Origin of the sequence: Sphingomonas faeni (genome assembly GCF_023195535.1) — a bacterium.
Classification (GTDB): domain Bacteria; phylum Pseudomonadota; class Alphaproteobacteria; order Sphingomonadales; family Sphingomonadaceae; genus Sphingomonas; species Sphingomonas faeni_B.
In genome coordinates this window covers 87,278-111,763 of sequence record NZ_JALPNF010000005.1, presented here as the reverse complement: position 1 = coordinate 111,763, position 24,486 = coordinate 87,278, and the positions used below count along the sequence as shown (strand labels likewise).

Here is a 24,486-nt window from a genome sequence, read left to right as displayed (position 1 = left end):
TAGGGCTGCTTTGGCAGCGTTCGGGACACGGGCGCTTGTTCCCCATCGCCCGTTCCGGCAAAGCAGCCCCCGATGTCAGCCCCCAATCTTCCCGCCTCCGACTTCGCCAACTCGCTCGCCGAGAGCCACCGCACCGTCGTCGTCCCCGAAGGTGCGTCGTTCTGGCGGCGTCTGTTCGCGTTCGTCGGCCCGGGCTATCTCGTCGCGGTCGGTTATATGGACCCCGGCAACTGGGCGACCGACATCGCCGGCGGTTCCGCCTTCGGCTACACGCTGCTGTCGGTCGTGCTGTTGTCGAACCTGATGGCGATGGTGCTGCAAGCCCTGTCCGCGCGCCTTGGCATCGTCGCCGGCCTCGACCTCGCCCAGGCCTGTCGCGCGGAGTATTCGAAGCCGGTCTCGCTCATACTCTGGTTCCTCTGCGAGATCGCGATCATCGCCTGCGACCTCGCCGAAGTGCTCGGTACCGCGATCGCGCTGAAGCTGCTGTTCGGACTGCCCTTGGTCTACGGCGTCGTCCTCACCGCGCTCGACGTATTCCTGATCCTCGCGCTGCAACGCTTCGGGTTCCGCAAGCTGGAGGCCTTCGTCGTCGCGCTGCTGGTGATCATCGCCGGCTGTTTCATCTTCGAGCTGTTCCTCGCGCAGCCCGAATGGGCGGGCGTGCTCGGCGGGCTGGTGCCGACCACCGAGATCGTGACCAACCCGGCGATGCTCTACATCGCGATCGGCATCCTCGGCGCGACCGTTATGCCACACAACCTCTACCTCCACTCGTCGATCGTCCAGACCCGCGCTTTCGCCAAGGACGCTGCGGGCAAGCGCGACGCGATCACGATGGCGACGATCGACGGCACCGTGGCGCTCGGCCTCGCCTTCTTCATCAACGCCTCGATCCTGATCCTCGCCGCCGCGACCTTCCACGTCGCCGGCCGCACCGACGTCGCCGAGATCGACCAGGCCTATGAACTGCTCGCGCCGATGCTCGGCATGGGCGCGGCAAGCGTGCTGTTCGCGGTGGCGTTGCTCGCCTCGGGGCAAAACTCGACGGTGACGGGCACACTCGCCGGCCAGATCGTGATGGAGGGCTTCCTCAACCTGCGCATGCCCGTCTGGGCGCGGCGGCTGGTGACGCGGTTGCTCGCGATCGTCCCCGCCGTGTTCGTCGTCGGAGCGACCGGCGATTCGGGCGCGACAAAGCTGCTCGTGCTGAGCCAGGTGGTGCTGAGCCTGCAATTGCCGTTCGCGGTCGTCCCGCTGGTGAAGTTCACCGGCGACCGCACGATCATGGGCGATCTGGTGAGCCCGGTCTGGTTGAAAACGCTTGCCTGGGTGATCGCCGCAGTGATCATCGGCCTGAACGGCACGCTGCTCTACGGGATGCTCTAAAAACTTCCGGAGCGAAGGTCAGGCGACCGGCGCACCGGCGTTGGGCAGTGCAGCTTCGTCGGCCTTCGGCTTCTTGCTAAACAGCGCGCGGTCGGCAGGGCCGAACGCGTATTTCCACAGAATGTAGAGATAGGTTGCGGCGATCGCGGGTTCGCCGACCGCGAGTTCGACCCATTCATAGTGATCAGGTAGCGCGGTGAACCCAGCTCCGACGACGATCGCGGCGAGCGCGGCCCAGACCAGCGGCCAACGCCACGGAGACACGTTGGCACCGAGCAGATGGCCGAGCAGCTTCGCCTTGATGATCGAGGTCACGCCCACCGATAGCATCAGTGCGATCGCTGGGCCTGCAGCCTGGTAATTGACCGGGTAGCCAAGCGCGCGGATCGCGAAGATCAGCGCGAAACTGAGCCCGACCTGGAAGGCGAGCATCGCCGCGGAGATCATCAGGTTGCGGTGTCGGGCGATGTAGACGAGCGCGGATTCGCTGACCGCGCCGGTCGAGGCGAGCACCTCGGCGGTCAGCAGGAACGCGAGTGCGGCGGTGCCGGCGACGAACTGCGGGCCGACCACGCCCATCACCGCTTCGCCGGGGATCGAGCCCATCAACGCGAGTCCGCCTTGCGCGGCCATGATCCAGAACGCGACCTGTCGCACCTGATTGGCGATGGCGGCGCGGTCGTTGATCGCGAGGCTGTGGGTTATGACGGGCCCGAGGATCGGGTCGAAGCTGGTCTTCAGTTTTTGCGGCAGGGAGGCGACCTGTTGCGCCATGTAATAGATGCCCACGACCTTCGGCTCGAACATCACGCCGAGGATGAAGCGGTCGACGTTGCGGCTGCCCCATTCGAGAATGTCGGCGCCCGCCAGCGGCACGTTGGCGCGGGCGAGCGCATACAACGGGCGGAGCTGGGGTTTCCAACCGCGCGGAATACCGTAGCTGCGCAGGAACGGCACGAGGCTGGCGATCAGCGCCGCGGTCATCGACGCGACATAGCTGAGCACGAGGCCGTCGCGGATCGTGAAATAGGAGAATGCCCAGGCGGCGATCGAGATCGTCCACGGTTCGACCACCGCGCGGGCGGTGACCGCGGCCTTGACGTTAAGGCGGTAGGCGAGGGCTGCGAGGCTGACGTCGGACCACGCGATCGCGACGATGATCAGCGGCAGGAACCGGTCGAGCCCGGTGATTGCGCTGTTCGGATACATGATCTGCGGGAACGTGCAGAGCACGGCGCTAGCGATCAGCGAGGCGATGAAGGCGACCGCCATCGCGTCCCACACGACATTGGCGTGCGGACGGTCGGCGCTGCTGAGTGCTTGGGCGAGGCCGCGTTTCAGGCCGAGCGTTGCAAGGAGCGCGGCGAGTTCGACGACCACGACGGCGATCGCGAACCGGCCGACGAGGTCAGGGCCGTAGATGCGGCCGGCGATGAACAGGAACGGGATTCGCGCGGCGAGGCGGAGGACGAAGCCGGCAATGTTGGTGCGACCACCCTTGGCGAGCGTGTCGATATCCTGCGTGGCCTCGGTCACTGCCGATAGCCTCCGTCACCCCGGGCTTGTTCCGGGGTCCACCGTTCCGCGCACTCATAGGCTGGCGAATACGCGGAACGGTGGATGCCGGAACAAGCCCGGCATGACGGGGGGGGCTGGATCAATGCGCCGCGCCCCAGCTGAGGCCTGTGCCGATCTCGATGCCGAGTGGTACGTCGAGCGTCACCGCGGGTTGCGCGGCGGTCGCCATCACGCGTTCGATCACGGGTTTGGCCGCTTCGACGTCACCTTCGGGCAGTTCGAACACGAGTTCGTCGTGGACCTGGAGCAGCATGCGGACGTTCGGCAGGCCCGCCTCGAGCAGCGCGGGGCCCATGCGTACCATCGCGCGCTTGATAATGTCGGCACTGGTGCCCTGGATCGGGGCGTTGATCGCGGCGCGCTCGGCGCCCTGGCGTTCGTGCTGGATCTTCGAGCGGATGCGCGGGAAGTGGGTTTTTCTCCCGAACAGCGTGGTGGTGTAGCCCGTGGCACGGACGCTTTCGGTGGTCTCGACGATGTAGGTCGAGATGCCGGGGAAGCGATCGAAATAGCGGTCGATCATCGCTTGTGCCTCGTCGGCGCTCACGTCGAGACGCCCCGCCAGGCCCCAGCGCGAGATGCCGTAGAGAATCGCGAAGTTGATCGTCTTCGCTCGGCCGCGGGTGTCGCGGTTGACCTCGCCGAACAGTTCCTGCGCGGTGAGCGAATGGATGTCGTCGCCGTTTGCGAACGCAGTTTTCAGCGCGGGGATGTTGGCCATGTGCGCCGCCAGACGCAGTTCGATCTGCGAGTAATCGGCGGCGAGGATGACGTTGCCGGGCTCGGCGACGAACGCGTCGCGGATCTGGCGGCCGATCTCGGTGCGGATCGGGATGTTCTGGAGGTTCGGATCGGTCGATGACAGCCGGCCGGTCTGCGCGCCGGTCAGCGAGTAGGACGTGTGGACGCGGCCGGTTGCCGGGTTGATCTGCGCCTGCAACGCGTCGGTGTAGGTCGATTTCAGCTTCGACAACTGGCGCCAGTCGAGCACTTTGCGCGCGATAACTGCGCCGGTCGAATCCTTGTCCGCCGCGATCCGCTCGAGTTCGGTGACGTCGGTCGAATAGACGCCGGACTTGCCCTTTCGGCCGCCCTTGATGCCCATCTTCTCGAACAGCACGTCGCCAAGCTGCTTGGGGCTGCCGATCGTGAACGGCGCGCCGGCGAGCGCGTGGATTTCGGTTTCGAGGCTCGCCATCTGGCCGGCGAACTCGGTCGAGAGCTTCGACAGTTTCGCGGCGTCGACCTTGATCCCGTGCATCTCCATCTGCGCGATGACGGGGACGAGCGGGCGGTCGACCATCTCGTAGACGCGGGTCGAGCCCTCCGCGGGAAGCCGGCGCTTGAACCGGCGCCACAGGCGGAGCGTCACGTCGGCGTCCTCGGCGGCGTAGCGGGTCGCGGCCTTGAGGTCGATTTCGTTGAAGGTGCGCTGCGTCTTGCCGGTGCCGACCACGTCCTTGAACGCGATGCAGGTGTGCGAGAGGTGCGTGGCGGCGAGTTCGTCCATGCCGTGGCCGTGGAGGCCGGCGTCGAGATCGAAGCTCATGACGATCGTGTCGTCGAATGGCGCGATCTGCACGCCGCCGGTCGACGCATAGGCGCGACCGAGGACGATCATGTCGTATTTGAGGTTGTGGCCGATCTTCAGGATGCTCGGATCCTCCAGCAACGGCTTCAGTTTTGCGAGCACGAGCGCGCGATCGAGCTGGACCGGGTTTTCCGCGAGCAAATCCGTCCCGCCATGCGCGATAGGTACGTAACAGGCGAGGTTCGGATGCAGCGCCATGCTGATCCCGACGAGATCCGCGCGGGTCGCGTCGATGCCAGTCGTCTCGGTATCGATCGCGATCCAGCCCTGGTGCTTGGCCACGGTGATCCAGCGATCGAGTGCGGCTTCGTCGACCACGGTCTCGTAGTCGTCGTGCTTGCAGGGCTCGTCGTCGTCCATGTCCGCGACGACGGGCGATTCGGGAACCGGCGCGTCGGCGACCGCGGAGAGCTTGGCGAGCAGCGACTTGAACCCGTGATGCTCGAGGAATGCACGCAGCGGCGCGTCGGGAATGCCCTTGAGTTCGAGATCCTCGAGCGGTTCGGGCAGCGCGACGTCGCATTTGAGCGAGACCAGCACCTTCGACAGCCGCGCCATCTCGGCATGCTCGATCAGATTGTCGCGCAGTTTGCTCTTCTTCATGCCGTCGGCGGCGGCGAGGACGGATTCGAGATCGCCGTGTTCAAGGATCAGTTTCGCCGCGGTCTTCGGGCCGACACCGGGAACGCCCGGCACGTTGTCGACGCTGTCGCCCATCAGCGCGAGCACGTCGCCGAGCTGCGCGGGCGTGACGCCGTGGAATTTCTCCGCGACATGCTCCGCGCCAAGCCGGCGGTTGTTCATCGTGTCGTACATGTCGAGGCCGGGCTCGATCAGCTGCATCAGGTCCTTGTCGGAACTGACGATCGTGACTTCCCAACCCTGCGCTAGCGCGGCCTTCGAATAGCAGGCGATGATGTCGTCGGCTTCGAGTCCCTCGGTCTCGATGCAGGGGAGGCTGAACGCGCGCGTGGCGTCGCGGATCATCGGGAACTGCGGGACGAGGTCCTCGGGTGGGGGAGGGCGCTGGGCCTTGTACTTGTCGTAGAGATCGTTGCGGAAGGTCTTTGAGGATTTGTCGAGGATGACCGCCATGTGGGTCGGGCCGTCGGCGGCGTGGACCTCGTCGGCGAGCTTCCACAGCATCGTCGTATAGCCATAGACCGCGCCGACCGGCTCGCCATGCTTGTTGGTGAGCGGCGGCAGCCGGTGATAGGCGCGGAAGATATAGCCGGAGCCGTCGACGAGATAGAGATGGGGCATCGCGCGCGGTCTAGCGGATGCGGCGGCGCGGACCAATGGGCGAAGCGTGGTTGTTGGGTATCAGGTGGGGAGAAAAGCGGTGGGGGGATGGGGCGGTCGTGTCCCGAGGGAGGCACCACTCCGGCGAAGGCCGGGGCTCAATTGGAAAAGTGGTCGTAACGGCGCGCTGCGCTTCGTTATTACCGTCCCCCAATTGGGCCCCGGCCTTCGCCGGGGTGGAGAAAGAGGTGGTAGCGGAGGTTTGGGGCGTGCCCGTCTTCTCAATCCTCCCCCGCCAGGGGGAGGTGGCACCGAAGGTGACGGAGGGGGAGGTTACGGAACATCGGTTACCCCTTACCTCCCCCTCCGTCTGGCAAGGGCCAGCCACCTCCCCCTGGCGGGGGAGGATCGTTCGCGCCCCTTACTTCTTGATCAGGCCGATCTCGACGAGGCGCTCGTACAGGTAATCATGCGCGGTGATCGGGTTCGGATAGCGGTTCGCGTTGTCCGGCGTGATCGTGCCCGGCAGCGTCTCGATCAGGAAATCCGGCGCCGGATGCAGGAAGAACGGCATCGAATAGCGCGAGTGACCGCGGCGTTCGGGGGGCGGGTTGACGACGCGGTGCGTGGTCGAGGGCAGCGCGTTGTTGGTCAGCCGCTGGAGCATGTCGCCGACGTTGACGACCATCGCGCCCTCGGGCGGCTTGATCGACAGCCAGCGGCCGTTGGCGCGATCGAGCAGTTCTAGGCCGGCTTCCTCGGCACCGAGCAGCAGCGTGATGAGGTTGATGTCCTCATGCGCCCCGGCGCGGACGCCTTCCGCATCGGCGGGGATCGGGGGGTAATGGAGCAGGCGGAGGATGCTGTTGCCGTCCTTCACCGCCGGGTCGAACCAGTCGGGCTTGAGCTTCAGGTGGCGCGCGATCGCGGACAGGAGCTTGTCGCCCGCGCGGTCGAACGCGGCGAACAGTTCGAGGAAGACCGGCTTGAAGCCCTCGGGCTGCGTCGGCCAGACGTTCGGCGCCATCGTGTCCGCATAGCGATGACCCTCGGGCAACTCACGGCCGACGTGCCAGAATTCCTTGAGGTCGACGACCTTGGCATCCTTGGCGATCTCGGTCTTGAACGGCGTGTAGCCGCGCGCGCCGCCGCCGCCGGGAATGTGATAGCCGCGCTTCTCGTCCTCGGGGAGGTCGAACAACAGCTTGGTTTCGGCCCAGGCGCGCTCGATCAGGTCGGCGGGAATGCCGTGATCGGCGACGATCGCGAAGCCGAACCGCTCGAACGATTCGCCAAACGCGGCGGCGAAGCCGTCGGGGTCGGTGTCCTGGGTTGCAAGGCTGAGCGTCGGGACCTGGGCGGCGGGGGTGTCGAGCATGGGGTTCGTGTCCGGATTGGGGTTGCACCCGATATAGGGGGTCGGGGAGGCGGTGCCAAATGCCTGGGTTAGGGTTGGTTTACATTTTGAACGATCCTCCCCCGCCAGGGGGGGGGCGCCAAAGGCGACGGAGGGGGAGGACACGGAACGCACGTTGCGCATGCCTCCCCCTCCGTCTGGCAAGCGCCAGCCACCTCCCCCTAGCGGGGAAGGATACTAGGGCTGCCACTCCGTCACCCCGGGCTTGTTCCGGGGTCCGCTGTTCCGCGCCATCACGTCTTTCGGGTTTGCGGAACGGTGGATGCCGGAACAAGCCCGGCATGACGGAAGGGGAGCGTTACCCGCTGATGACGATCGTGCCCGTCGCCTTGTCCGCGCCGTCGGGGGCGAGTTCGAGGCGGAAGGGTTTGTTCTCGTCGGTCGTGCCGATCAGGTTCGGCCCCTCGGAATGCACCTGGTAGCCGACCTTGCCGAGCCGGTCGGCGAACCAGTCGCGGACGATCGTCGGGGTGGCGGGGCTGGCGAAGGCTACGCGGAGCCCGCCGTTCTTGTCGTCGCCGACGATGTTCAAATTCCTGATCGACGAGCCGGGATACAGTCGCACGCCGTTGAGATCGAAATTGCCGGTGTCGATCCTGATCTTCGGCAGCTTCACCGAGCCCTGGAAGCCGGGGACGTCGATCTTCATCTCGCCGGTCTCGCCGTTGATCGCGCCGAGGACGTTGCCGCCATCGGCGTTGATCGACACCGACGCGCCCTCGTTCGAGCGGTCGCAGGCGGCTAGCGCGAGCATGCCGACGAGACCGACGGTAACGAGAAAGAGCGGGCGGATCATGGATGCCTCCGAAGTGTATTGTTATGACAATACAGATAGGAGGCATCGGCGTATCGCGCAATCATCTCCGAACCGCGCCGGTTAGCGGGTTTCGCGCGCCCGCCCGAGCGGGTAAACGCGCTGGCATCATGCAGACCCAGGACCAACACTCCGACGCGCCGGCGATGCGTGGCGCGCCGATCGGCTTCGTCGAGTTCGTCGCGCTCGTCGCCTCGCTGATGTCGCTGACCGCGCTCGGCATCGACTCGATGCTGCCCGCGCTGCCGGCGATCGGCGACTCGCTCGGCGTCGCGTCGGAGAACAGCCGCCAGTTCGTGGTCACCGCGTTCGTGATCGGCTTCGGCGTCGCGCAGCTCGTCCACGGGCCGCTTGCGGATCGGTTCGGGCGGCGGACGGTGCTGCTCTGGTCGCTGGTGCTCTACATCATCGCCAACGTCGCCTGCGCCACCGCGGGAAGTTTCACGCTGCTGCTGGCGGCGCGGGTGTTCGGTGGCGCGGTGATCGCAGCGGCGCGCGTGGCGACGATCGCACTGGTCCGCGATTGCTATCACGGCCGGGCGATGGCGCGGGTCATGTCGATCGCGTTCATGGTGTTCATGATCGTGCCGATCCTGGCGCCGACGTTCGGCTGGGCGGTGCTCCAGTTCGGTGACTGGCGGGCGATCTTCTGGACGGTCGCGGTGCTGACGCTGGGTGTGCTGGTCTGGTTCTATCTGCGGATGCCGGAGACGCTGGCGGCAGAAAACGTCCTGCCGATCACGCCCGGGCGGATCTTGAGCGACTGGCGGCAGACGCTCGTCGACCGCAATTCGCTGGGCTACACGCTCGCGTCGACGGCGCTGCTGGGGTCGCTGTATGGCTATCTCAACTCGATCCAGCAGATCATGGCGGACGTGTTCCACAAGCCGACGTTGCTCGCGCTGATCTTCGCGACGACGTCGGTGACGATGGCGGCGTGCAACCTGCTCAACTCGCGGATCGTGATGCGGCTGGGGACACGGCTGATCAGCCACGGCGCGCTGTCGCTGCTGATCCTGGTATCGCTGGTCCACCTGTTCGCGATCGAGATCGGCTTCGAGACGCTGGTCAGTTTCGCGGTCTTCCAGGCGCTGACGCTCGGGTGTTTCGGACTGGCGACGTCGAACTTCTCGGCGATGGCGATGGAGAATATGGGGCGGATCGCCGGTACCGCGTCGAGCGTGCAGGGGTTCCTGAGCGTGACCGTCGGCGCGGTGATCGGCGCGCTGATCGGGCAGGCGTTCGACGGCACGACCGTGCCGCTGGTCGCGGGGTTCCTCGGCGCAGGCTTGGCGGCGTTGCTGGCGATCCTGGTCACCGAGCGGGGTCGCTTGTTCCGGCCTGCGTCCACCGCGCCCAAGCGCGCTTGAAGGAACCACCGGGCACGTCCACCGTTCGCATCGGGTAAGCCCGTGACACGCGGGCGTCCTGGAACGAGGGAGTGTGACCATGGGCGGACATCAGGTGCCGAGTGCCGGTTCGGGCGACGACGGGTATGACGAAGAGGGCTATGACGAGAGCCAGCGCGCCGAAATCCTCGAGGCCACGCGCAACGGGCCGAGCGACGGCGTCATCCTGACCGACCTCGAACCCGATCTGGGCGAAGACGACACGGACGACGAGTCGATCGACGAGACCAAGATGGACTCTGAAGAGGTCGGCGAGACCGACGCCTCCGTCACGATGGACGAGGCCGACATGGACGAGGACGATGTCCAGGACGAACTCGACGATGGCAGCATCGACGACGACGAAGACCTGGACGATGCCGACGACGTCGCGCTGAAGCCCTGATCCGTCCGCGACGCGCTCAGGATGGGCGCGTCGCTATCCGCCCGCGTTCGCCAGGATGGCGAGATCGCGGGCGTCGAAGGTTACGCCGGTCGCATCGGTCGGTTGCGCGGTGGCCGCTCCCGACGTTGCGTTCGTCGGCGGTTCCGGGGCATCGGCGGCGACGGCATAGGCGGTCCACAGGATACCCGTCGACCAGAACAGTGCCGTCCAGCGGCTGCGAAAGAGACGCGAAAAGAGACGCGAAAACCCCATTCATGCTGCACTGCACACCGGATCCCACTGTTCCATGAACGGACAGCCTTAATGGGTGCGCCGGCTGCTTTTTGCCACTTTTCCGCTGTATTTTGGCAGCTTGAGCGCCGTTATTGACATGGTTCGTTCATCCAATTGACAGGAACCGTTGCTGTAGCGCAACACAACGGAACAGTTCCCTGAATGTGACGTTTTTTGTGCAACCATGTGCTCGCCGGCCTGTTTCGACATGCCTGGACCAAACCGACGCACCGTGCAGTCGGGGATCCACGCAACACACGGTATAAGGTCAAATTCACATGCGTAAGCTTTCCCTGGCAATCGCCCTCGCCGCTGCAACGGTCGCAGTTCCCGCCTTCGCGCAGGACATGTCGGCACCGGCCCCCACCGACAACAGCGCGCAGCCCGGCGAAGCAGCAGCTCCGGACGGCTCGAAGGCATTCGGCATCGAGCCGTATTTCGGCGTCATGGGCGGTTGGGAGCAGTTCGACAACGAGCGCGGCCACGGCATCCCGCAGGCGCTGAACGCCGACAACACGCTGCGTAACAACTATCGTCCGTCGGGCTCGCTGGTCCAGGGCGTGCTCGGCGTGAACGTGCCGCTCGGCCCGGTTTTCGTCGGCGCTGAAGGCAACGTGATCAAGGGCATCGAAGGCAACATCGATTGGGAATATGGCGCAGCAGGCCGTTTCGGCTTCCGCGCTGGCGACAGCGGCCTGATCTACGGCAAGGTCGGCTACCAGTGGGTGAACTTCGACAAGTTCTCGGCACGGTCGACCAACGGTGGCGACACCAGCCGTGACTACAGCGCGATCACCTACGGCATCGGCGCAGAAGTCGGTCCGCAGAGCATCGGCCTGAAGGGCATCACCGGCAACGCAGGCTTCCGCATCCGCGCCGAGGTCAACACCTTCGGCGACGCGCAGAGCTTCCGTCCAATGCTCGGCATCATCACGCACTTCTAAGCCCTTGCCTCGCAAGAGGTATAAGCTGGATGCGTAACGGGGGCGGGGAGTGGCTAGGGCCATTTCCCGCCCTTCGTGCGTCTGGCGTTCGGGGGGGGGGCGGGGGAGTGACGTGTCGGAAGTATGGGCGCTCGCACGGTTCCGGGCATGGGTCCCCGGGCATGGCACCACGAGCATGGGACCGCGAGCATGGCGGTGCTTGCGGCGGGATCGATGACGGGTGCGATTTTCGGCACCGCGTCGGCCGGGAGGTGCGGGAGCGGTGCCGCGGGCCGATCCGGGCCTGGCCGAGGCATGCAGGACAACGAGTTCGCCGTATCCGGCCGGTACTGCACGGCATCGACCTGGTAGCTGGCTCGCGCGCGTTGGATCGGCATATCAGAGGGTGAGCAGATAGTTCGGTACTTGCCGGGCATTTGGCAGACTAACCGACCGGTTTGACGGCCCCCCCGGTGTGCGCGCCTGATGTTTCGGGACGGAAAGTTTACCGCGTCCCACGGCCGGCAACCCCATTCGGTACCAGGTGAACATCGGCATCGGTTCGGCAGCGCGGAACCGTCCTCGGCCGGCTTGCGTCAGGTGAGCGATGTTCACGATGCGTTCGCCTCGTTTCTGACTCCGCTCGCCGCAACGCTGGCGCTGGCGAGAGTGACATCCTCGCGCGCGCGCGTACGCGCGGGGGACGATGGAGTATGTGTTTGATTTCATGCGGTTGCTGGGCGGCGATCGCGCCGGCGCCACGCGCCGCGTTGGGGCGGCGCGCCGTCCAGCGCCCGGAGTCCTGCTGCAACTCCGTCTGGTGTTCTACGGCATGCTGCTCGGGCTGATGATGCCGGTGATTCGCCAGATCGACTGGTCGGCGCTGGTGCCGCCCGGACTGAAGATCGAATGGCCGACCGGGTTCGGCATCGCCTGGCCCGCCGGCCATTTCCGCGTGCCCGGAGGCTGGGGCGGGGCCGACGAAGGTGCCAAGCCGGAGGCGTCGTCCGCTGCGGCGGCCGCCGCCGGCGCTGCGGCCAACGCCGGTGGCGCGACCGCCGCTACCGGCACTCTAGCCACCGCAGCGGGCATCGCCAGCGCGGCGTCGACCGCCGCCGCATCTGCACTATCGGGCGGCAAGCCCGTATCGGCACGTTTCACGATCTGCGGCCATGCCAAGCGGATCAACTGCATGGTCGACGGCGACACGTTCTGGATGGCGGGCACTAAGATCCGCATCGCCGACATCGACACCCCCGAAACCCACCCGCCCCGCTGCGCCCGCGAGGGGCGGCTGGGTGAGGCGGCGACGGTGAAGATGCAAGGGATGCTGAACGCCGGTCCGTTCAAGCTGACCCCGATCAAGCGGGACGTCGACCGCTACGGCCGCAAACTGCGCATCGTCGAAAGGGGCGGCGTGTCGTTGGGCGCCGTCCTAGTCCGCCACGGGCTCGCGCGGTATTATGGAGGCGGCAAGCGCTCGCCTTGGTGCCGCTGAATGAAAATCACAATGTATAAATTTGATGACGAAGATCTAGAAGTGAGAAATTCTACCTTATATTCTACGCATCTGATTTTGTATCAGTGGCGCTTCCACCAAAAAAGCTTCCTTGCTCGTTTGGAGATTCCAATAATTGCAATCGGCTTTGCGACCCCTCAAATCCCCTAACCCTAATCATAAGTTCTTTGAGGAGGGTATTGATATCTGACGATTTGCTTGATGTTCCTCGTGCAGCCTTAAGTTTTTGACGAAGGAAGAATAGGAACGTGGGTTCTACGATATGGAGCATGTCCTGATGTGGCTGCCACTCAAGTAGTGTGGTGCCCATCCTTTTTTGATGACTACCTAGGGCGTTTAGGGATGAATTAATCGATGCAAGAGGAATTCTATCGGCGCTCGATATCTCATTTATTCTATCGATAAGAACATGTTCTCTTAAAGAGAACTCAAGAGGCTCTAGCGCAAAAGCGCCTAATATCGCGCTATACGTATCATACTTCCTCGATCCACTTCTGGGGCCGGCCAATAGCCGTTCGTAGTCTCGGTCGTAATCAGAATAAAAATCGCTTAATACTCTCGAATAAGTATCTTGCAAATTAGAGGGTTGAAAATCTTTTCGGCGATCTATCGATGACGGTGATAAATCAAGCGATAGCGCAAATGTTTGGCAAATCTGTTGCGCGACGATCGGCAGTCCACAAGCTTCAATCGCAATAGAATTTCGCAACGAAGCACTATTTTTTATAGAAAGAATATCAAATCCGCGCTTAGGAATTAGAGCTAGGTCGTCGGTATTCCACTTTTCTAACTCAACATGCCTTGTCCGTCCCCGTAAGTCTGGATTGGAGCGCGCAATATCGGAAGCATGATGTGATGTGCTAACAATTAAAACGCTAACTTCTTCATCTACAAAAGACTTCCATTGTTGAAAAATCTCTTTCTTTACTGCTTCAGAAAGATAATGGAAATCTTCAACGACTAAAAGTACGGGAAGCTCGTTGAGGGCAGGTATTAGATGTTTTGCAGACAAATCTGCTTTCACGAACGCGGATTTAATAGAGCTCTCGGATTTATCTGTCGCGGAAACTTTTACAGATGGAACGACTTTGGCCAGCCATCCCCACCCAAATTCGCCGCTTACCCCAATATCCGCAGAGAGTGAGCTTCCTAGGCTCTTCACTCGTTCGGCGAGTTGCTCAAAGTTAAGGTCTTCGAGTGCCGAGACCCAAAAACTCCTGACGGTCATGCCTTCCGTACAGCGAATTACAATAGGCTGAATCTTTAACTCGGATAGTACGCGTCGGTATAATGTCGTTTTGCCGAGTTTGCTCGGCCCTGTAAGTAGGCACAGTTGACCACGAGACTGTACTGCGTCTCGTAATTTCTTTTCTACGCTCCCGCTATCTTGTGCGACGTATGTAACCGTCGGCTTTCCAACAATCGGGAAAATCTCTTGTACGGTCGGGATGCGATTGATGGCCATGGCATTTACTCTGCCGCAACCGAATCGCTGAACATGTCCCGAACTTCGCTCAGGTCCACATTCGCGATCGGCCCCTTCTTCGCGGTCTGGCGCTTGTCGAACGAGTCCCAGACGTCGTTCCACTGGCCCTTGGTTGCGGCCTTCGAATATTCGGTGGCGCGCTGTTCGAAGAAGTTGGCGTGCTCGACGCCGTTGAGCATCGGCGCGAGCCAGGGTAGCGGGTGCTCGTCGATCATGTAGATCGGCTTCAGGCCGAGCTGCGTCATGCGCCAGTCGGCGATGAAGCGGATGTACTTCTTGATCTCCTTGGGGGTCATGCCGTTGACCGGGCCCATCTCGAAGGCGAGGTCGATGAAATTGTCCTCGAGGCGGATCGTCGTCTGGCAGACGTCGGCGATGTCGTCCTTGACCGCCTTGGTCAGGCACTGGCGTTCCTGACAGAAGGTGTGGAACATCTTGATGATGCCCTCGCAGTGCAAGGACTCGTCGCGGATCGACCAGGTGACGATCTGGCCCATGCCCTTCATCTTGTTGAAGCGCGGGAAGTTCATCAGCATCGCGAACGACGCGAACAGCTGGACGCCCTCGGTGAAGCCGCCGAACATGGCGAGCGTGCGGGCGATGTCCTCGTCGTTGTCGACGGTGAACTTCTGCATGTAATCATGCTTTTCCTTCATCTCGGCATATTCGAGGAAGGCGCCATACTCGCTCTCGGGCATGCCGATGGTGTCGAGCAGATGGCTGTAGGCGGCGATGTGGACCGTCTCCATGTTGCTGAACGAGGTCAGCATCATCTTGATCTCGGTCGGCTTGAACACGCGGCCATACTTTTCGTGGTAGCAATCCTGCACCTCGACATCGGCCTGCGTGAAGAAGCGGAAGATCTGCGTGAGCAGGTTGCGCTCGTGATCGCTGAGCTTCTGCGCCCAGTCGCGGCAATCCTCGCCCAAGGGCACTTCCTCGGGGAGCCAGTGGAGCTGCTGCTGGCGCTTCCAGAACTCGAACGCCCAGGGGTATTCGAACGGCTTGTACTGCTTGGAGGCGTGAAGGAGGGACATGGGGTAAGCCTTTCGGGGAATTGGTTTTATATCGGGAAACTGGTGGGATCAGGTGGCGTGTTTCATGTCTCGGTGCTCCATTGCCACATCGCGGCGGCGGACATGGCGAGGACGATCGCGCCCGAGGTGAGCATGATGCCGATCATGCGGAACGCGTAGGTCTGCTGCTCGGTGACGCTCGGGCTGCGCAGACGGAGCAGCATCGCGGTGCCGACGATTCCGAGCACGCCCGCGACCACGAACATGATAGCTGAACCATATGTCATGCGGCGAACTCGCATGACGTGCGTTGAGATGCCGAGCCCCGTATCGGGGAACCCACCACAGGAGAACGACCATGGTCGATGCAACCCAGATCCAGGAACATGCCGAAGTCATCGGCGCGGACGGCGTCCATGTCGGCACCGTCGACAAGGTCGAAGGCAACCGTATCAAGCTGACCAAGAAGGACTCGGGCGCGCAGGTCGTCGAGGGCAAGGGCCGCCATGAAGGGCATCATCACTTCATCTCGCTCGGGCTGGTTGCGGATATCGAAGACGGCAAGGTCCGGCTTTCCGCCAACGCCGACGTGGCGGTGACGTTCGAAGAAGAGGCCTGAGCCCTCCGCGGCGCGTGTCGTACGCGTCGCCGAGACTGCCCGAACCCCGGTCCGCTTCGCGCGGGCCGGGGTTTTTTGCGTCAGGCGCCCCCCGGTCCGTGTTTCACGGGCCAGGGTCACCTTTGGCAGCCGAGGCGCCTTACTGGCAGGCAAGGCACTCATCGTAATCCTTCGACTCGACGTCGATCTGGCGCAGGTCGATGGTGTTGTCGGCCTCGACGCCACCGGCGAACCCGGCGCGCTGGACCGACTTCGAGCGGAGGTAATAGAGCGACTTGATGCCGAGCTCCCACGCGCGGAAGTGGAGCATGAGAAGGTCCCACTTCTCGACGTCCGCCGGGATGAACAGGTTCAGCGACTGTGCCTGGTCGATGTACGGCGTGCGATCCGCCGCCAGTTCCAAGAGCCAACGCTGGTCGATCTCGAACGACGTCTTGTAGCAGTCCTTTTCCTCGACCGAGAGGAAATCGAGGTGCTGGACCGAGCCACCCTGTTCGAGGATCGAGTTCCAGACCGCGTCCGAGTTCTTCGACTTCTCGCTCAGCATCTTTTCGAGATACGGGTTCTTGATCGAGAAGCTGCCCGACAGCGTCTTGTGCGTGTAGATGTTCGCCGGGATCGGCTCGATGCAGGCCGACGTGCCGCCGCAGATGATCGAGATCGACGCGGTGGGGGCGATCGCCATCTTGCAGCTGAAGCGCTCCATCGCACCGACATCGGCCGCATCGGGGCAGGGGCCGCGCTCGATTGCGAGCTGCATCGAGGCTTCGTTGGCCTGGCTGCTGATGTGCTTGAACATCCGCAGGTTCCACGACTTCGCCATCGCGCCCTCGAACGGGATGCCGCGTGCCTGGAGGAACGAGTGGAAGCCCATCACGCCGAGCCCGACCGAGCGCTCGCGGCCTGCCGAATAGGCGGCGCGTTCCATGCCGGGCTCGTGGCGGTCGATGTAATCCTGCAGGACGTTGTCGAGGAAGCGCATGACGTCCTCGATCAGGCCCTTCTCGTCCTTCCACTGATCCCATGTCTCGAGGTTCAGCGACGACAGGCAGCAGACCGCGGTCCGCTCGTTGCCGAGGTGATCCTTGCCGGTCGGCAGCGTGATTTCCGAGCACAGGTTCGAGGTCGAGACCTTGAGGCCGAGCTCGCGGTGATGCTTGGGCATCGCCTTGTTCACATGATCGGCGAAGACGATGTACGGCTCGCCGGTCTGGAGACGCGTCTCGACGAGCTTCTGGAACAGCGAACGCGCGTCGACGGTGGCGCGGATCGCCTGGTCCTTCGGCGAGCGGAGGTGCCATTCCTCACCGTTGCGGACGGCTTCCATGAAGTCGTCGGTGATCAGCACGCCGTGGTGGAGGTTGAGCGCCTTGCGGTTGAAATCGCCCGAGGGTTTGCGGATTTCGAGGAATTCCTCGATCTCGGGGTGCGAGACGTCGAGGTACACGGCCGCCGACCCGCGGCGGAGCGAACCCTGCGAGATGGCGAGTGTCAGCGAATCCATGACGCGGACGAACGGGATGATGCCGCTGGTCTTGCCGTTAAGGCCGACCGGCTCGCCGATGCCGCGGACGTTGCCCCAATAGGTGCCGATGCCGCCGCCGCGCGAGGCGAGCCAGACATTCTCGTTCCAGGTGTCGACGATGCCGCCGAGGCTGTCGGGGACCGAGTTGAGATAGCACGAAATCGGCAGGCCGCGACCGGTGCCGCCGTTCGAGAGAACGGGGGTGGCGGGCATGAACCAGAGCTTGGAGATCGCATCGTAGAGGCGCTGGGCGTGGCCGGCGTCGTCGGCGTACGCGGAGGCGACGCGGACGAACAGGTCCTGGTAGCTCTCGCCCGGGAGCAGGTAGCGATCCTTGAGCGTGTCCTTGCCGAATTCGGTCAGCAGCGCGTCGCGGCTGTGATCGACCTCGACCGGGTAGATCTGCGCGCGCACGGAGTGGCTGTCCTGCGCCTGGCGCGGCGCCTTGGGGGCCTCGGCTTCGGTGGTGGCAGTGGTGTGTTCGATCGTGTCTGTGGTCATGTCGCTATCCCGGCTGCTGTCTCTGAAATCCATCGAAACCGCTCCTAGTGTTCTGTATTCGTTCGAATCGGTCGCCTGTCGCCATGCTACCATCGGGCGAGCGCAAACGGGAGAACAAAAAGTGACCATCGCGGCGGTGGAAGGCGCGCTTACGGTCATGTTGCATATGGTTATGCAAGGGTTGTTCTACCAGCCATTGGGTCCGCCCCCGAACGCAACCCCAAGAGATTGTGCCAAAGCGCGAGGAGACGCAAGGGGGTGCGGGGGTGGTCGGGGGCTCGGTTCGTCGCGTTCGTCTTGGGGCTGGGCAAGCGGGGATTCGCGACGCGTGGACTTCTGCGGGGTTCGCGATGTGCAAGGGAACGGGGCGGGAACGAAAAATTATTTCGGTGGTCGAAGTGGCAAATGTTGCTTCGGTTGTGAGCGAGGGCGGGGCGCTTGATATGGGGTAAGTCCCTAACGATCCTCCCCCGCCAGGGGGAGGTGGCTGGCACTCGCCAGACGGAGGGGGAGGTAAGCGCCACCTTCGTTCCGTGTCCTCCCCCTCCGTCGCCTAAAGGCGCCACCTCCCCCTGGCGGGGGAGGGTCGAAGTTTGGGTGGCGTTTCACTCAGCCACGGCTTCGCCGGGGGTGACGGAGGGAGAGGGCGGCTTCCTACCCCTATCCCTCGATGATCGTCCGGATCTGAGTCGCGAGGGCCTCCATCGCGAAAGGCTTGGTGACCATCGACATGCCCGGCTCCAGGAAGCCCGCTGCGAGCGCCGCGTTTTCCGCGTAGCCGGTCATGAACAGGACGCGGAGTCCGGGACGCATCGCGCGGCCGGCGTCGGCGACCTGGCGGCCGTTCAACCCCGGCAGGCCGATGTCGGTGACGAGCAGGTCGATCCGCTCCATCGTCCGCAGCCGTTCGAGGCCGGTCGGGCCGTCATGCGCCTCGACCGCCTGATACCCCAGTTCGCCCAACACCTCGACGATCAGCGACCGGACGACGGCATCGTCCTCGACCACCAGCACGATCTCGCCCGCGTCGGTAACGTGGTCCTGTGTCAGGCCGGGAAGCGGCTCGTCCTGCTCCGCTTCACCGTAATGGCGGGGGAGGTACAGCTTGACCGTCGTGCCCTGGCCGACTTCGCTGTAGATCTTCGCATAGCCCTCCGACTGGCGCGCGAAACCGTAGATCATCGACAGGCCGAGCCCGGTGCCCTGGCCGATCGGCTTGGTAGTGAAGAACGGTTCGAACGCCTTCGATATGGTGTCGGCGGACATGCCGGTGCCGGTGTCGGACACGCAGATGCAGACATAATGGCCGGGGCGCACGTCGCGCTGGCTGGCGGCGAAGTGATCGTCGAGATGCGCGTTGCACGTCTCGATCGTTAGCTTGCCACCATGCGGCATCGCGTCGCGCGCGTTGATGACGAGATTGAGCAACGAGTTTTCGAGCTGGTTGGGATCGCACAGCGTCGTCCACAGGCCGGCACCAAGCACCATCTCGAACTCTATTCGTTCGCCGATCGTGCGGCGGAGCAGATCCTCCAGCGACGCGACCAGCGGGTTGGCCTTCACCGGACGCGGATCGAGCGGCTGGCGGCGCGAGAAGGCGAGCAGGCGGTGGGTGAGCGAGGCCGCGCGGTTGGCGGCGGTGGTCGCGCCGGTGATGAAGCGGTCGAGCTCGCCGACCCGCCCCTGCGCGACGCGGCGCTGGACGATCTCGAGGCTGCCGGTGATGCCTTGCAGCAGATTGTTGAAGTCGTGCGCGATGCCGCCCGTGAGCTGGCCGACCGCCTCCATCTTCTGCGCCTGACGGAGCGCCTCCTGCGCCTCGACCAGTTCCTGCGTGCGATCGCGGACGCGCTGTTCGAGGTCGGCGTTGAGCGCCTGCAGGTCGCGCTCCAGCATCTTGCGGTCGGTGACGTCGGCGCCCTCGACGAAGATTCCGACGACCGCCCCGTTCGCGTCGCGGATCGGCTGGTAGACGAAATCGAGATAGCGATCGTCGACCGGGCCGCCGGGCGCTGCCTGTACCGCATAGAGCATGCCGGACGCGGTGAACGGCTCGCCGGTTGCGTAGACATGGTCGAGCAATTCGAGAAAACCCTGTTCGACCGCATCGGGCAGGGCCTCGGCGACGGTGCGGCCGAGCATGAAACGGTGGCCGACCAGCTTGTCATAGCCCGGATTGGTCAGTTCGAAGCGGTGCTCGGGCCCGCGCAGCATCGCCATGAAGGTCGGTGCCTGCGCAAACATCTGGCCCATCCGCTCGCGCTCGTCGCGGAGCGCGCGTTCGATCAGGACCCGCTCGGTACTTTCGTAGGTCGAGCAGAACATGCCGGCGACCGCGCCGCTCTCGTCGCGCACCGGCGAATAGGAGAAGGTGAACCAGGTCTGCTCGTCATAGCCCTTGCGATTGGTGACCAGCGGCAGGTTTTCGAAGAACGACGCCTTGCCGGCGAGAGCGCGATCGACCAGCGGGCCGATGTCCGACCAGAGTTCCGACCATATGACATCGAGCCGACCGCCCAGCGCGGCGGGGTGCTTGTCGTAGAGAATCCGCGCGTAGTGATCGTTGTAGAGGAAGCCGAGTTCGGGGCCCCAGGCGACGCACATCGCGAATTCCGAGGCGAGCATGAGCGACACGATCGACCGCAGCGATTGCGGCCATTGCTCGATCGGGCCGAGCGGCGACGACGACCAGTCGTGCACGCGGATCATCGTCGCCATATCGCCGCCACCGGTGAGGAAGTCGGCTGCGGCGGTCGGCTGTCCCGCCGGGGTCTTCGCGTCTGTTGTCATCTCAGAGTCCTGCCGGGTCGCACACCGGACCGGAGTATACTCCGATGTCGGGTCGATACCGGCTCGGCCCACGATAATCCATCGGTCGCACGACTCTGGCCGCCACGGGTCGGCGGGTCATCGGCACAGCTCGTCGGCAAGTCGGGTCAGGCTGTCGACGCTGAACTCCCAGTCCTGCGCGTCGTTGGCGTCGGGTGCGGGGCGGCCGCCATATTCCAGCGGGCGATCGACATAGGCGGTCTGCAAGCCGGCGGCGCGGGCGGCGGCGAGGTCGCTGTGATGCGCGGCGACGAGGCAGAGTTCGGCAGGGTCGACCGCGAGCATGCGCGCGGTGGCGCGGTAGGATTCGGGGAGCGGCTTGTAGACGCGGCTGACTTCGGCGCCGAGGATCGCGTCCCAGGGTAGGTGCGCGCGGCGGGCCATGTCGAGCATCAGCGCGATGTTGCCGTTGCTGAGCGTGACGACCGGATAGCGGGCCTTGAGGCGGGTGAGGCCTTCGACGGAATCCGGCCATGGGTCGAGCCGGTGCCAGGCGTGGGTAAGGTCGACGATCGTGGCTTCGTCGAGCGTGGCGGGATCGATGGCATGGTGGCGGAGCAGGTCTTCGAGCGCCTCACGGTGAAGCGTGTCGAGGATCACGAACGGCCGCCGCCCGCTGCGAACTTCCTCCAGCGCGGGCTGATAGCGTCTGCGCCAGCCATCGGCGAAGGCATGCGGGTCGATATCGCTGCGACCGAGCCGCGCGAGAACGGGTGCGGCGTCGCGGGCTATCCCGGAGCGCCAATCGACCACGGTGCCGAATACGTCGAAGGCGAGGGCCTTGATGGGGGTGCGCTGGGGCATGGGAGAGAGACGGTATCGGGGGGCGGTTGGTTCCGAGCGGGGGGGCGTGAGTGCGTCCCTATGTGCCAATTCGGGTTGTCCAGCACCCGGGCCATCTCCCACCCGGGCTAGCTACCACCCGGGCTAGCTACCACCCGGGCTAGCTACCACCCCGGCGGAGGCCGGGGCCCAAGTGGGGGCGGTGCATTGGCGTATGCTGCGCGCGTTTACTTCGACCTTTCCAATTGGGCCCCGGCCTTCGCCGGGGTGGTTGGTGGGGTTTGCGACCTGCTCTCTCACCGCGGCCCGCTGCCGTCGACGATTCGTCACCCAACAAAGTTCGTCACAAAAGCGAAAGCTGGGGTCTTCCGGTTGTCGCGCGTGAGCTTGCCGCACGAGACCCCAGCTTCCGCTGGAGTGACGGGAGAAACTGGGGTGACGGGAAAGAGGCTAACCTGACGCCCCTCCGTCATCCCACCCGGCGGACGCGAGCCGCCTGGCCGGGGTTCAACCGTTCCAGATTGAACGCCTCGTGGAACTCGATCCCCGCCTTGCCGCCGCGCGCCCAACGGACCCAGGCGGGGGTCATCTGGTTTTCGAGGAGTTCGATCTGGATCTCGATGCCGTCGGGGTTGCCGTCGAACTTCAGGCCGTCGAGCATCGCACCCGAGGTCGAGATGTCGCGGATCCGGACGTCGCCGTGGATGCCGTCGAGCAGGATTCGGGCGGAGCGGAGCATCTTGTGGCGGCGGGCGCGGCTGACCTTGAAGCCGCTCGCGGTCGCCGCACCGTTCTCGACGCCCAATTGCCGTAGCGCCTCTTCTGCGCGGACCGGACGGCCATAGACATAGCCCTGGATGTGGCTGCAGCCGAGATCGCGCAACAGGTCGATCTCGTCCTGCACCTCCACTCCCTCGGCAGTGGTCTCCATGCCGAGCGTGTCGGCGAGCGTGACGATCGCCTTGATGATCGCGGCGTTGCGGTTGCCGGGTTCGGCGGCGCCCTTCACGAACGACTGGTCGATCTTGATCTTGTCGAACGGCGCGTTGCGTAGATAGCCGAGCGACGAATAGCCGGTGCCGAAATCGTCGAGCGCGAGCCGGACGCCGACGCCCTTGAGCGCCCTGAACATCTGTTCGGACGAGCGCGTCTCGTCGAGGAAAACGCCTTCGGTGATCTCGAGTTCGAGCCGGCCGGGGGCGATCCCCGATTGCGCCAGCGCGCTGGTGACGAGCGCGGGGAGGACCGGGTTGGCGAACTGGATCGGCGAGACGTTGACCGCGACGCGGATCGTGTCGGGCCAGCGCGCCGCTTCGTTGCAGGCGGTGCGCAGGACCCATTCGCCGATCGCCTCGATCAGCCCGCATTCCTCGGCCACCGGGATGAAGTCGGCAGGCGAGACCAGCCCTCGGGTCGGGTGGTTCCAGCGGATCAGCGCCTCGTAGCCGACGATCCGCACTGAATCCGTACTGACGACCGGCTGGTAGCAGAGGTGGAACGCGCCCTCCGACACGGCGACGCGCAGGTCGTCTTCGAGCAGTTTGCGCGTCCGTGCGCCCGCCAGCATCTCGTCGGCGAAGAACCGGTGGACGCCGCGGCCGTCGCCCTTGGCGGCGTACAGCGCGAGGTCGGCGTTGCGGACCAGAGTCTCGGAATCCTCGCCGTCGTCGGGCGCGATGGCGATGCCGATTGAGCAGCCGATCGTGACCGCGGTGCCGCTGATGAAATAGGGCTGCGACAGCGACGCGATCAGGTCGCGCGCGAGATCGGCCAGCGTGTCGCGATTGTCGATGCCGGGCAGCACGACCTTGAACTCGTCGCCGCCGAGCCGCCCGACCAGCCCGGTGCCGCCGACCCCGCGCTGGAGCCGTTGCGCGACCTGCTTCAGCAACGCGTCGCCGGCCTGGTGACCCAGCGTATCGTTGACCGCCTTGAACCGGTCGAGGTCCATCAGGAACAGCGAGGTCGCGCGGTACGGCCCGGTGTTCTGCGCAAGCGTCTTTTCGAGCGAGATCCGCATCCGCTGGCGATTGGCGAGCCCGGTGAGGCCGTCGAACAGCGCCAGCCGGGTGATCTCCGCCTCAGACTTGCGCTGTTCGGTCAGGTCGGTGCCCGAGCCGATGAACCCCTGGAACCGGCCGAGGTCGTCGACCACCGGGCGGCCCGAGATCGACCACCAGCGGTCGCTGCCCGACGCGGCGGCGCAGACCGAATAGTCCGAGAACGACGTCCGCGACGAGATGTGGAAGGCGAGCGTGCGCTCGGTGCCGGGCGTGTCGCTGTCCATCTGGAACAGGTCGGTGAGGGACTGGCCGATCGCGCTGCCGGAGGGGACGAGATCGCGCGCGACCTTGGCCGAGAGATAGGTCACGCGGCCCTGGCGATCGGCTTCCCAGAACCAGCCGGCGCCGTGCTGTTCGAACTCGGCGATCATCTTGACCGCGACGCAGCCTGCGTTCGAGGCCGCCGCGCGATCGAGTTCGCGCGCGTGGTCGATCCGCGCGAGGCGAAGCGTCGCTGCGATCAGGCAGCCGAGGAACAGCAAGGCGATCGCCACCGGGATGCCAGCCCCGGCGAGGACCGCCAGCGTCAGCACCAGCCCGCCGCCGAAGCCGAGCGACGCGGCGCGGACCGGGTGGAGGCTGACCGCGGTGATGCCGATCGTCCCCGCCACCGCGACCGCGTCGGTGAACCGGATCGGGCCATCGGGCGCCGACGTGATGACCCACAGCAGCGCGGTCAGCATCGCCGCCATCGCCGCCGCGCAGAGCGTCACGATCCGGTTGCGCTTGTACGGCGCGAGCGCAACGAGCGCCGGCAGGCGGACGGTCGCGAAGATCGACAGCGAGGCGGCGAGGAGGATCGCGGACTGCGCGGCGGTCCCGATGAGGCTGACCTGCGTATCGTTAGCGCCGAATGTGGCGAGGCCGATCAGCAACGCACACGCGATGCCCTGGATCGCCAGCGTGAACGGCCAGACCGCGGCGACCTGCGCGAGCTTCAGCACGAACAGATCGGTCACCTGATCGCGGTCGTCCTCGCTCAGCCCGAACAGTCCGCGCAGTGCAAGGCCGTGCGGGCGGCTCTGCGCACGGCGATCGGCGGTGGGAAGCGGCGCGTACATCGGGAGTATCCTGCGGATTCGAGACGATCCGGGCATGTGCGGCGACGCAGGCCCCATGGTTGG

18 protein-coding genes are annotated in these 24,486 nt (G+C 64.7%); 6 read left to right on the top strand and 12 right to left on the bottom strand.

Features of this window, described 5'->3' with window-relative positions; all coding sequences use genetic code 11:
- Nucleotides 1-72: 72 nt before the first annotated feature.
- Entirely contained in the window at nucleotides 73-1,389 is a 1,317-nt protein-coding gene (locus SPHN_RS11550) for an Nramp family divalent metal transporter (RefSeq protein ID WP_248523460.1), read from the top strand.
- An 18-nt stretch (nucleotides 1,390-1,407) separates the two neighbouring features.
- Here SPHN_RS11550 and SPHN_RS11545 read toward each other — a convergent pair whose 3' ends face one another.
- The 4 genes from SPHN_RS11545 to SPHN_RS11530 all read right to left on the bottom strand — a co-directional run bounded on the left by SPHN_RS11545 (nucleotide 1,408) and on the right by SPHN_RS11530 (nucleotide 8,013).
- Nucleotides 1,408-2,925, bottom strand: a complete 1,518-nt coding sequence (locus SPHN_RS11545) for a lipopolysaccharide biosynthesis protein (RefSeq protein ID WP_248523458.1) — start codon at nucleotides 2,923-2,925, stop codon at nucleotides 1,408-1,410.
- A gap of 121 nt (nucleotides 2,926-3,046) precedes the next feature.
- Complete coding sequence (gene polA, locus SPHN_RS11540; RefSeq protein ID WP_248523456.1) at nucleotides 3,047-5,821, bottom strand: DNA polymerase I; 2,775 nt, start codon at nucleotides 5,819-5,821, stop codon at nucleotides 3,047-3,049.
- Nucleotides 5,822-6,221: 400 nt separating this feature from the next.
- A complete protein-coding gene (locus tag SPHN_RS11535) occupies nucleotides 6,222-7,178 on the bottom strand; it encodes an isopenicillin N synthase family dioxygenase (RefSeq protein WP_248523454.1) in 957 nt (318 codons plus the stop codon).
- A 337-nt stretch (nucleotides 7,179-7,515) separates the two neighbouring features.
- Nucleotides 7,516-8,013 carry a hypothetical protein gene (locus SPHN_RS11530; RefSeq protein ID WP_248523452.1) on the bottom strand — a complete coding sequence of 166 codons (498 nt, stop codon included), beginning with the start codon at nucleotides 8,011-8,013 and terminating at the stop codon, nucleotides 7,516-7,518.
- A 128-nt stretch (nucleotides 8,014-8,141) separates the two neighbouring features.
- Between SPHN_RS11530 and SPHN_RS11525 the strand changes: the two genes are divergently transcribed.
- The gene (locus tag SPHN_RS11525; RefSeq protein ID WP_248523450.1) at nucleotides 8,142-9,401 is read left to right on the top strand and encodes a multidrug effflux MFS transporter; all 1,260 of its coding nucleotides are present in this window, start codon (nucleotides 8,142-8,144) and stop codon (nucleotides 9,399-9,401) included.
- 79 nt (nucleotides 9,402-9,480) lie between these two features.
- Complete coding sequence (locus SPHN_RS11520; protein WP_248523449.1) at nucleotides 9,481-9,825, top strand: DNA primase; 345 nt, start codon at nucleotides 9,481-9,483, stop codon at nucleotides 9,823-9,825.
- 33 nt (nucleotides 9,826-9,858) lie between these two features.
- On the opposite strand, the gene SPHN_RS11515 is transcribed toward SPHN_RS11520, so the two are convergent.
- Nucleotides 9,859-10,077 carry a hypothetical protein gene (locus SPHN_RS11515; RefSeq protein ID WP_248523447.1) on the bottom strand — a complete coding sequence of 73 codons (219 nt, stop codon included), beginning with the start codon at nucleotides 10,075-10,077 and terminating at the stop codon, nucleotides 9,859-9,861.
- 299 nt (nucleotides 10,078-10,376) lie between these two features.
- Here SPHN_RS11515 and SPHN_RS11510 point away from each other — a divergent pair, with 299 nt between their 5' ends.
- The gene (locus tag SPHN_RS11510; protein WP_248523445.1) at nucleotides 10,377-11,042 is read left to right on the top strand and encodes an outer membrane protein; all 666 of its coding nucleotides are present in this window, start codon (nucleotides 10,377-10,379) and stop codon (nucleotides 11,040-11,042) included.
- Nucleotides 11,043-11,736: 694 nt separating this feature from the next.
- Nucleotides 11,737-12,519: a thermonuclease family protein gene (locus tag SPHN_RS11505; protein WP_248523443.1), complete on the top strand. Its 783-nt coding sequence runs from the start codon at nucleotides 11,737-11,739 to the stop codon at nucleotides 12,517-12,519.
- 64 nt (nucleotides 12,520-12,583) lie between these two features.
- Here the strand turns inward: SPHN_RS11505 and SPHN_RS11500 are convergent, their stop codons facing one another.
- The 3 genes from SPHN_RS11500 to SPHN_RS11490 all read right to left on the bottom strand — a co-directional run bounded on the left by SPHN_RS11500 (nucleotide 12,584) and on the right by SPHN_RS11490 (nucleotide 15,329).
- Nucleotides 12,584-14,005, bottom strand: a complete 1,422-nt coding sequence (locus SPHN_RS11500; RefSeq protein WP_248523441.1) for an AAA family ATPase — start codon at nucleotides 14,003-14,005, stop codon at nucleotides 12,584-12,586.
- 5 nt (nucleotides 14,006-14,010) lie between these two features.
- Nucleotides 14,011-15,063, bottom strand: coding sequence for a ribonucleotide-diphosphate reductase subunit beta (locus SPHN_RS11495; RefSeq protein WP_132895561.1), 1,053 nt, complete (start codon nucleotides 15,061-15,063; stop codon nucleotides 14,011-14,013).
- A gap of 62 nt (nucleotides 15,064-15,125) precedes the next feature.
- On the bottom strand, nucleotides 15,126-15,329 hold the full coding sequence (locus SPHN_RS11490; RefSeq protein WP_187502157.1) for a hypothetical protein: 204 nt from the start codon (nucleotides 15,327-15,329) through the stop codon (nucleotides 15,126-15,128).
- 71 nt (nucleotides 15,330-15,400) lie between these two features.
- Between SPHN_RS11490 and SPHN_RS11485 the strand changes: the two genes are divergently transcribed.
- On the top strand, nucleotides 15,401-15,661 hold the full coding sequence (locus tag SPHN_RS11485) for a DUF2171 domain-containing protein (RefSeq protein ID WP_187502156.1): 261 nt from the start codon (nucleotides 15,401-15,403) through the stop codon (nucleotides 15,659-15,661).
- Nucleotides 15,662-15,800: 139 nt separating this feature from the next.
- Here SPHN_RS11485 and SPHN_RS11480 read toward each other — a convergent pair whose 3' ends face one another.
- From SPHN_RS11480 to SPHN_RS11465, 4 genes are all read right to left on the bottom strand, one after another.
- A complete protein-coding gene (locus SPHN_RS11480) occupies nucleotides 15,801-17,687 on the bottom strand; it encodes a ribonucleoside-diphosphate reductase subunit alpha (protein WP_432715082.1) in 1,887 nt (628 codons plus the stop codon).
- Nucleotides 17,688-18,347: 660 nt separating this feature from the next.
- Nucleotides 18,348-20,477: a hybrid sensor histidine kinase/response regulator gene (locus SPHN_RS11475; protein ID WP_248523437.1), complete on the bottom strand. Its 2,130-nt coding sequence runs from the start codon at nucleotides 20,475-20,477 to the stop codon at nucleotides 18,348-18,350.
- A gap of 117 nt (nucleotides 20,478-20,594) precedes the next feature.
- The gene (locus tag SPHN_RS11470) at nucleotides 20,595-21,320 is read right to left on the bottom strand and encodes a haloacid dehalogenase type II (RefSeq protein ID WP_248523435.1); all 726 of its coding nucleotides are present in this window, start codon (nucleotides 21,318-21,320) and stop codon (nucleotides 20,595-20,597) included.
- A gap of 448 nt (nucleotides 21,321-21,768) precedes the next feature.
- Nucleotides 21,769-24,423 carry a putative bifunctional diguanylate cyclase/phosphodiesterase gene (locus SPHN_RS11465; protein ID WP_248523433.1) on the bottom strand — a complete coding sequence of 885 codons (2,655 nt, stop codon included), beginning with the start codon at nucleotides 24,421-24,423 and terminating at the stop codon, nucleotides 21,769-21,771.
- Nucleotides 24,424-24,486 lie beyond the last annotated feature (63 nt).

Coding starts and splice junctions, on each gene's coding strand:
- SPHN_RS11550 (WP_248523460.1), top strand. CDS start 73: ATGTCAGCCCCCAATCTTCCCGCCTCCGACTTCGCCAACTCGCTCGCC.
- polA (WP_248523456.1), bottom strand. CDS start 5,821: ATGCCCCATCTCTATCTCGTCGACGGCTCCGGCTATATCTTCCGCGCC.
- SPHN_RS11535 (WP_248523454.1), bottom strand. CDS start 7,178: ATGCTCGACACCCCCGCCGCCCAGGTCCCGACGCTCAGCCTTGCAACC.
- SPHN_RS11530 (WP_248523452.1), bottom strand. CDS start 8,013: ATGATCCGCCCGCTCTTTCTCGTTACCGTCGGTCTCGTCGGCATGCTC.
- SPHN_RS11525 (WP_248523450.1), top strand. CDS start 8,142: ATGCAGACCCAGGACCAACACTCCGACGCGCCGGCGATGCGTGGCGCG.
- SPHN_RS11520 (WP_248523449.1), top strand. CDS start 9,481: ATGGGCGGACATCAGGTGCCGAGTGCCGGTTCGGGCGACGACGGGTAT.
- SPHN_RS11515 (WP_248523447.1), bottom strand. CDS start 10,077: ATGGGGTTTTCGCGTCTCTTTTCGCGTCTCTTTCGCAGCCGCTGGACG.
- SPHN_RS11510 (WP_248523445.1), top strand. CDS start 10,377: ATGCGTAAGCTTTCCCTGGCAATCGCCCTCGCCGCTGCAACGGTCGCA.
- SPHN_RS11500 (WP_248523441.1), bottom strand. CDS start 14,005: ATGGCCATCAATCGCATCCCGACCGTACAAGAGATTTTCCCGATTGTT.
- SPHN_RS11495 (WP_132895561.1), bottom strand. CDS start 15,063: ATGTCCCTCCTTCACGCCTCCAAGCAGTACAAGCCGTTCGAATACCCC.
- SPHN_RS11490 (WP_187502157.1), bottom strand. CDS start 15,329: ATGACATATGGTTCAGCTATCATGTTCGTGGTCGCGGGCGTGCTCGGA.
- SPHN_RS11485 (WP_187502156.1), top strand. CDS start 15,401: ATGGTCGATGCAACCCAGATCCAGGAACATGCCGAAGTCATCGGCGCG.
- SPHN_RS11480 (WP_432715082.1), bottom strand. CDS start 17,687: ATGACCACAGACACGATCGAACACACCACTGCCACCACCGAAGCCGAG.
- SPHN_RS11475 (WP_248523437.1), bottom strand. CDS start 20,477: ATGACAACAGACGCGAAGACCCCGGCGGGACAGCCGACCGCCGCAGCC.
- SPHN_RS11470 (WP_248523435.1), bottom strand. CDS start 21,320: ATGCCCCAGCGCACCCCCATCAAGGCCCTCGCCTTCGACGTATTCGGC.
- SPHN_RS11465 (WP_248523433.1), bottom strand. CDS start 24,423: ATGTACGCGCCGCTTCCCACCGCCGATCGCCGTGCGCAGAGCCGCCCG.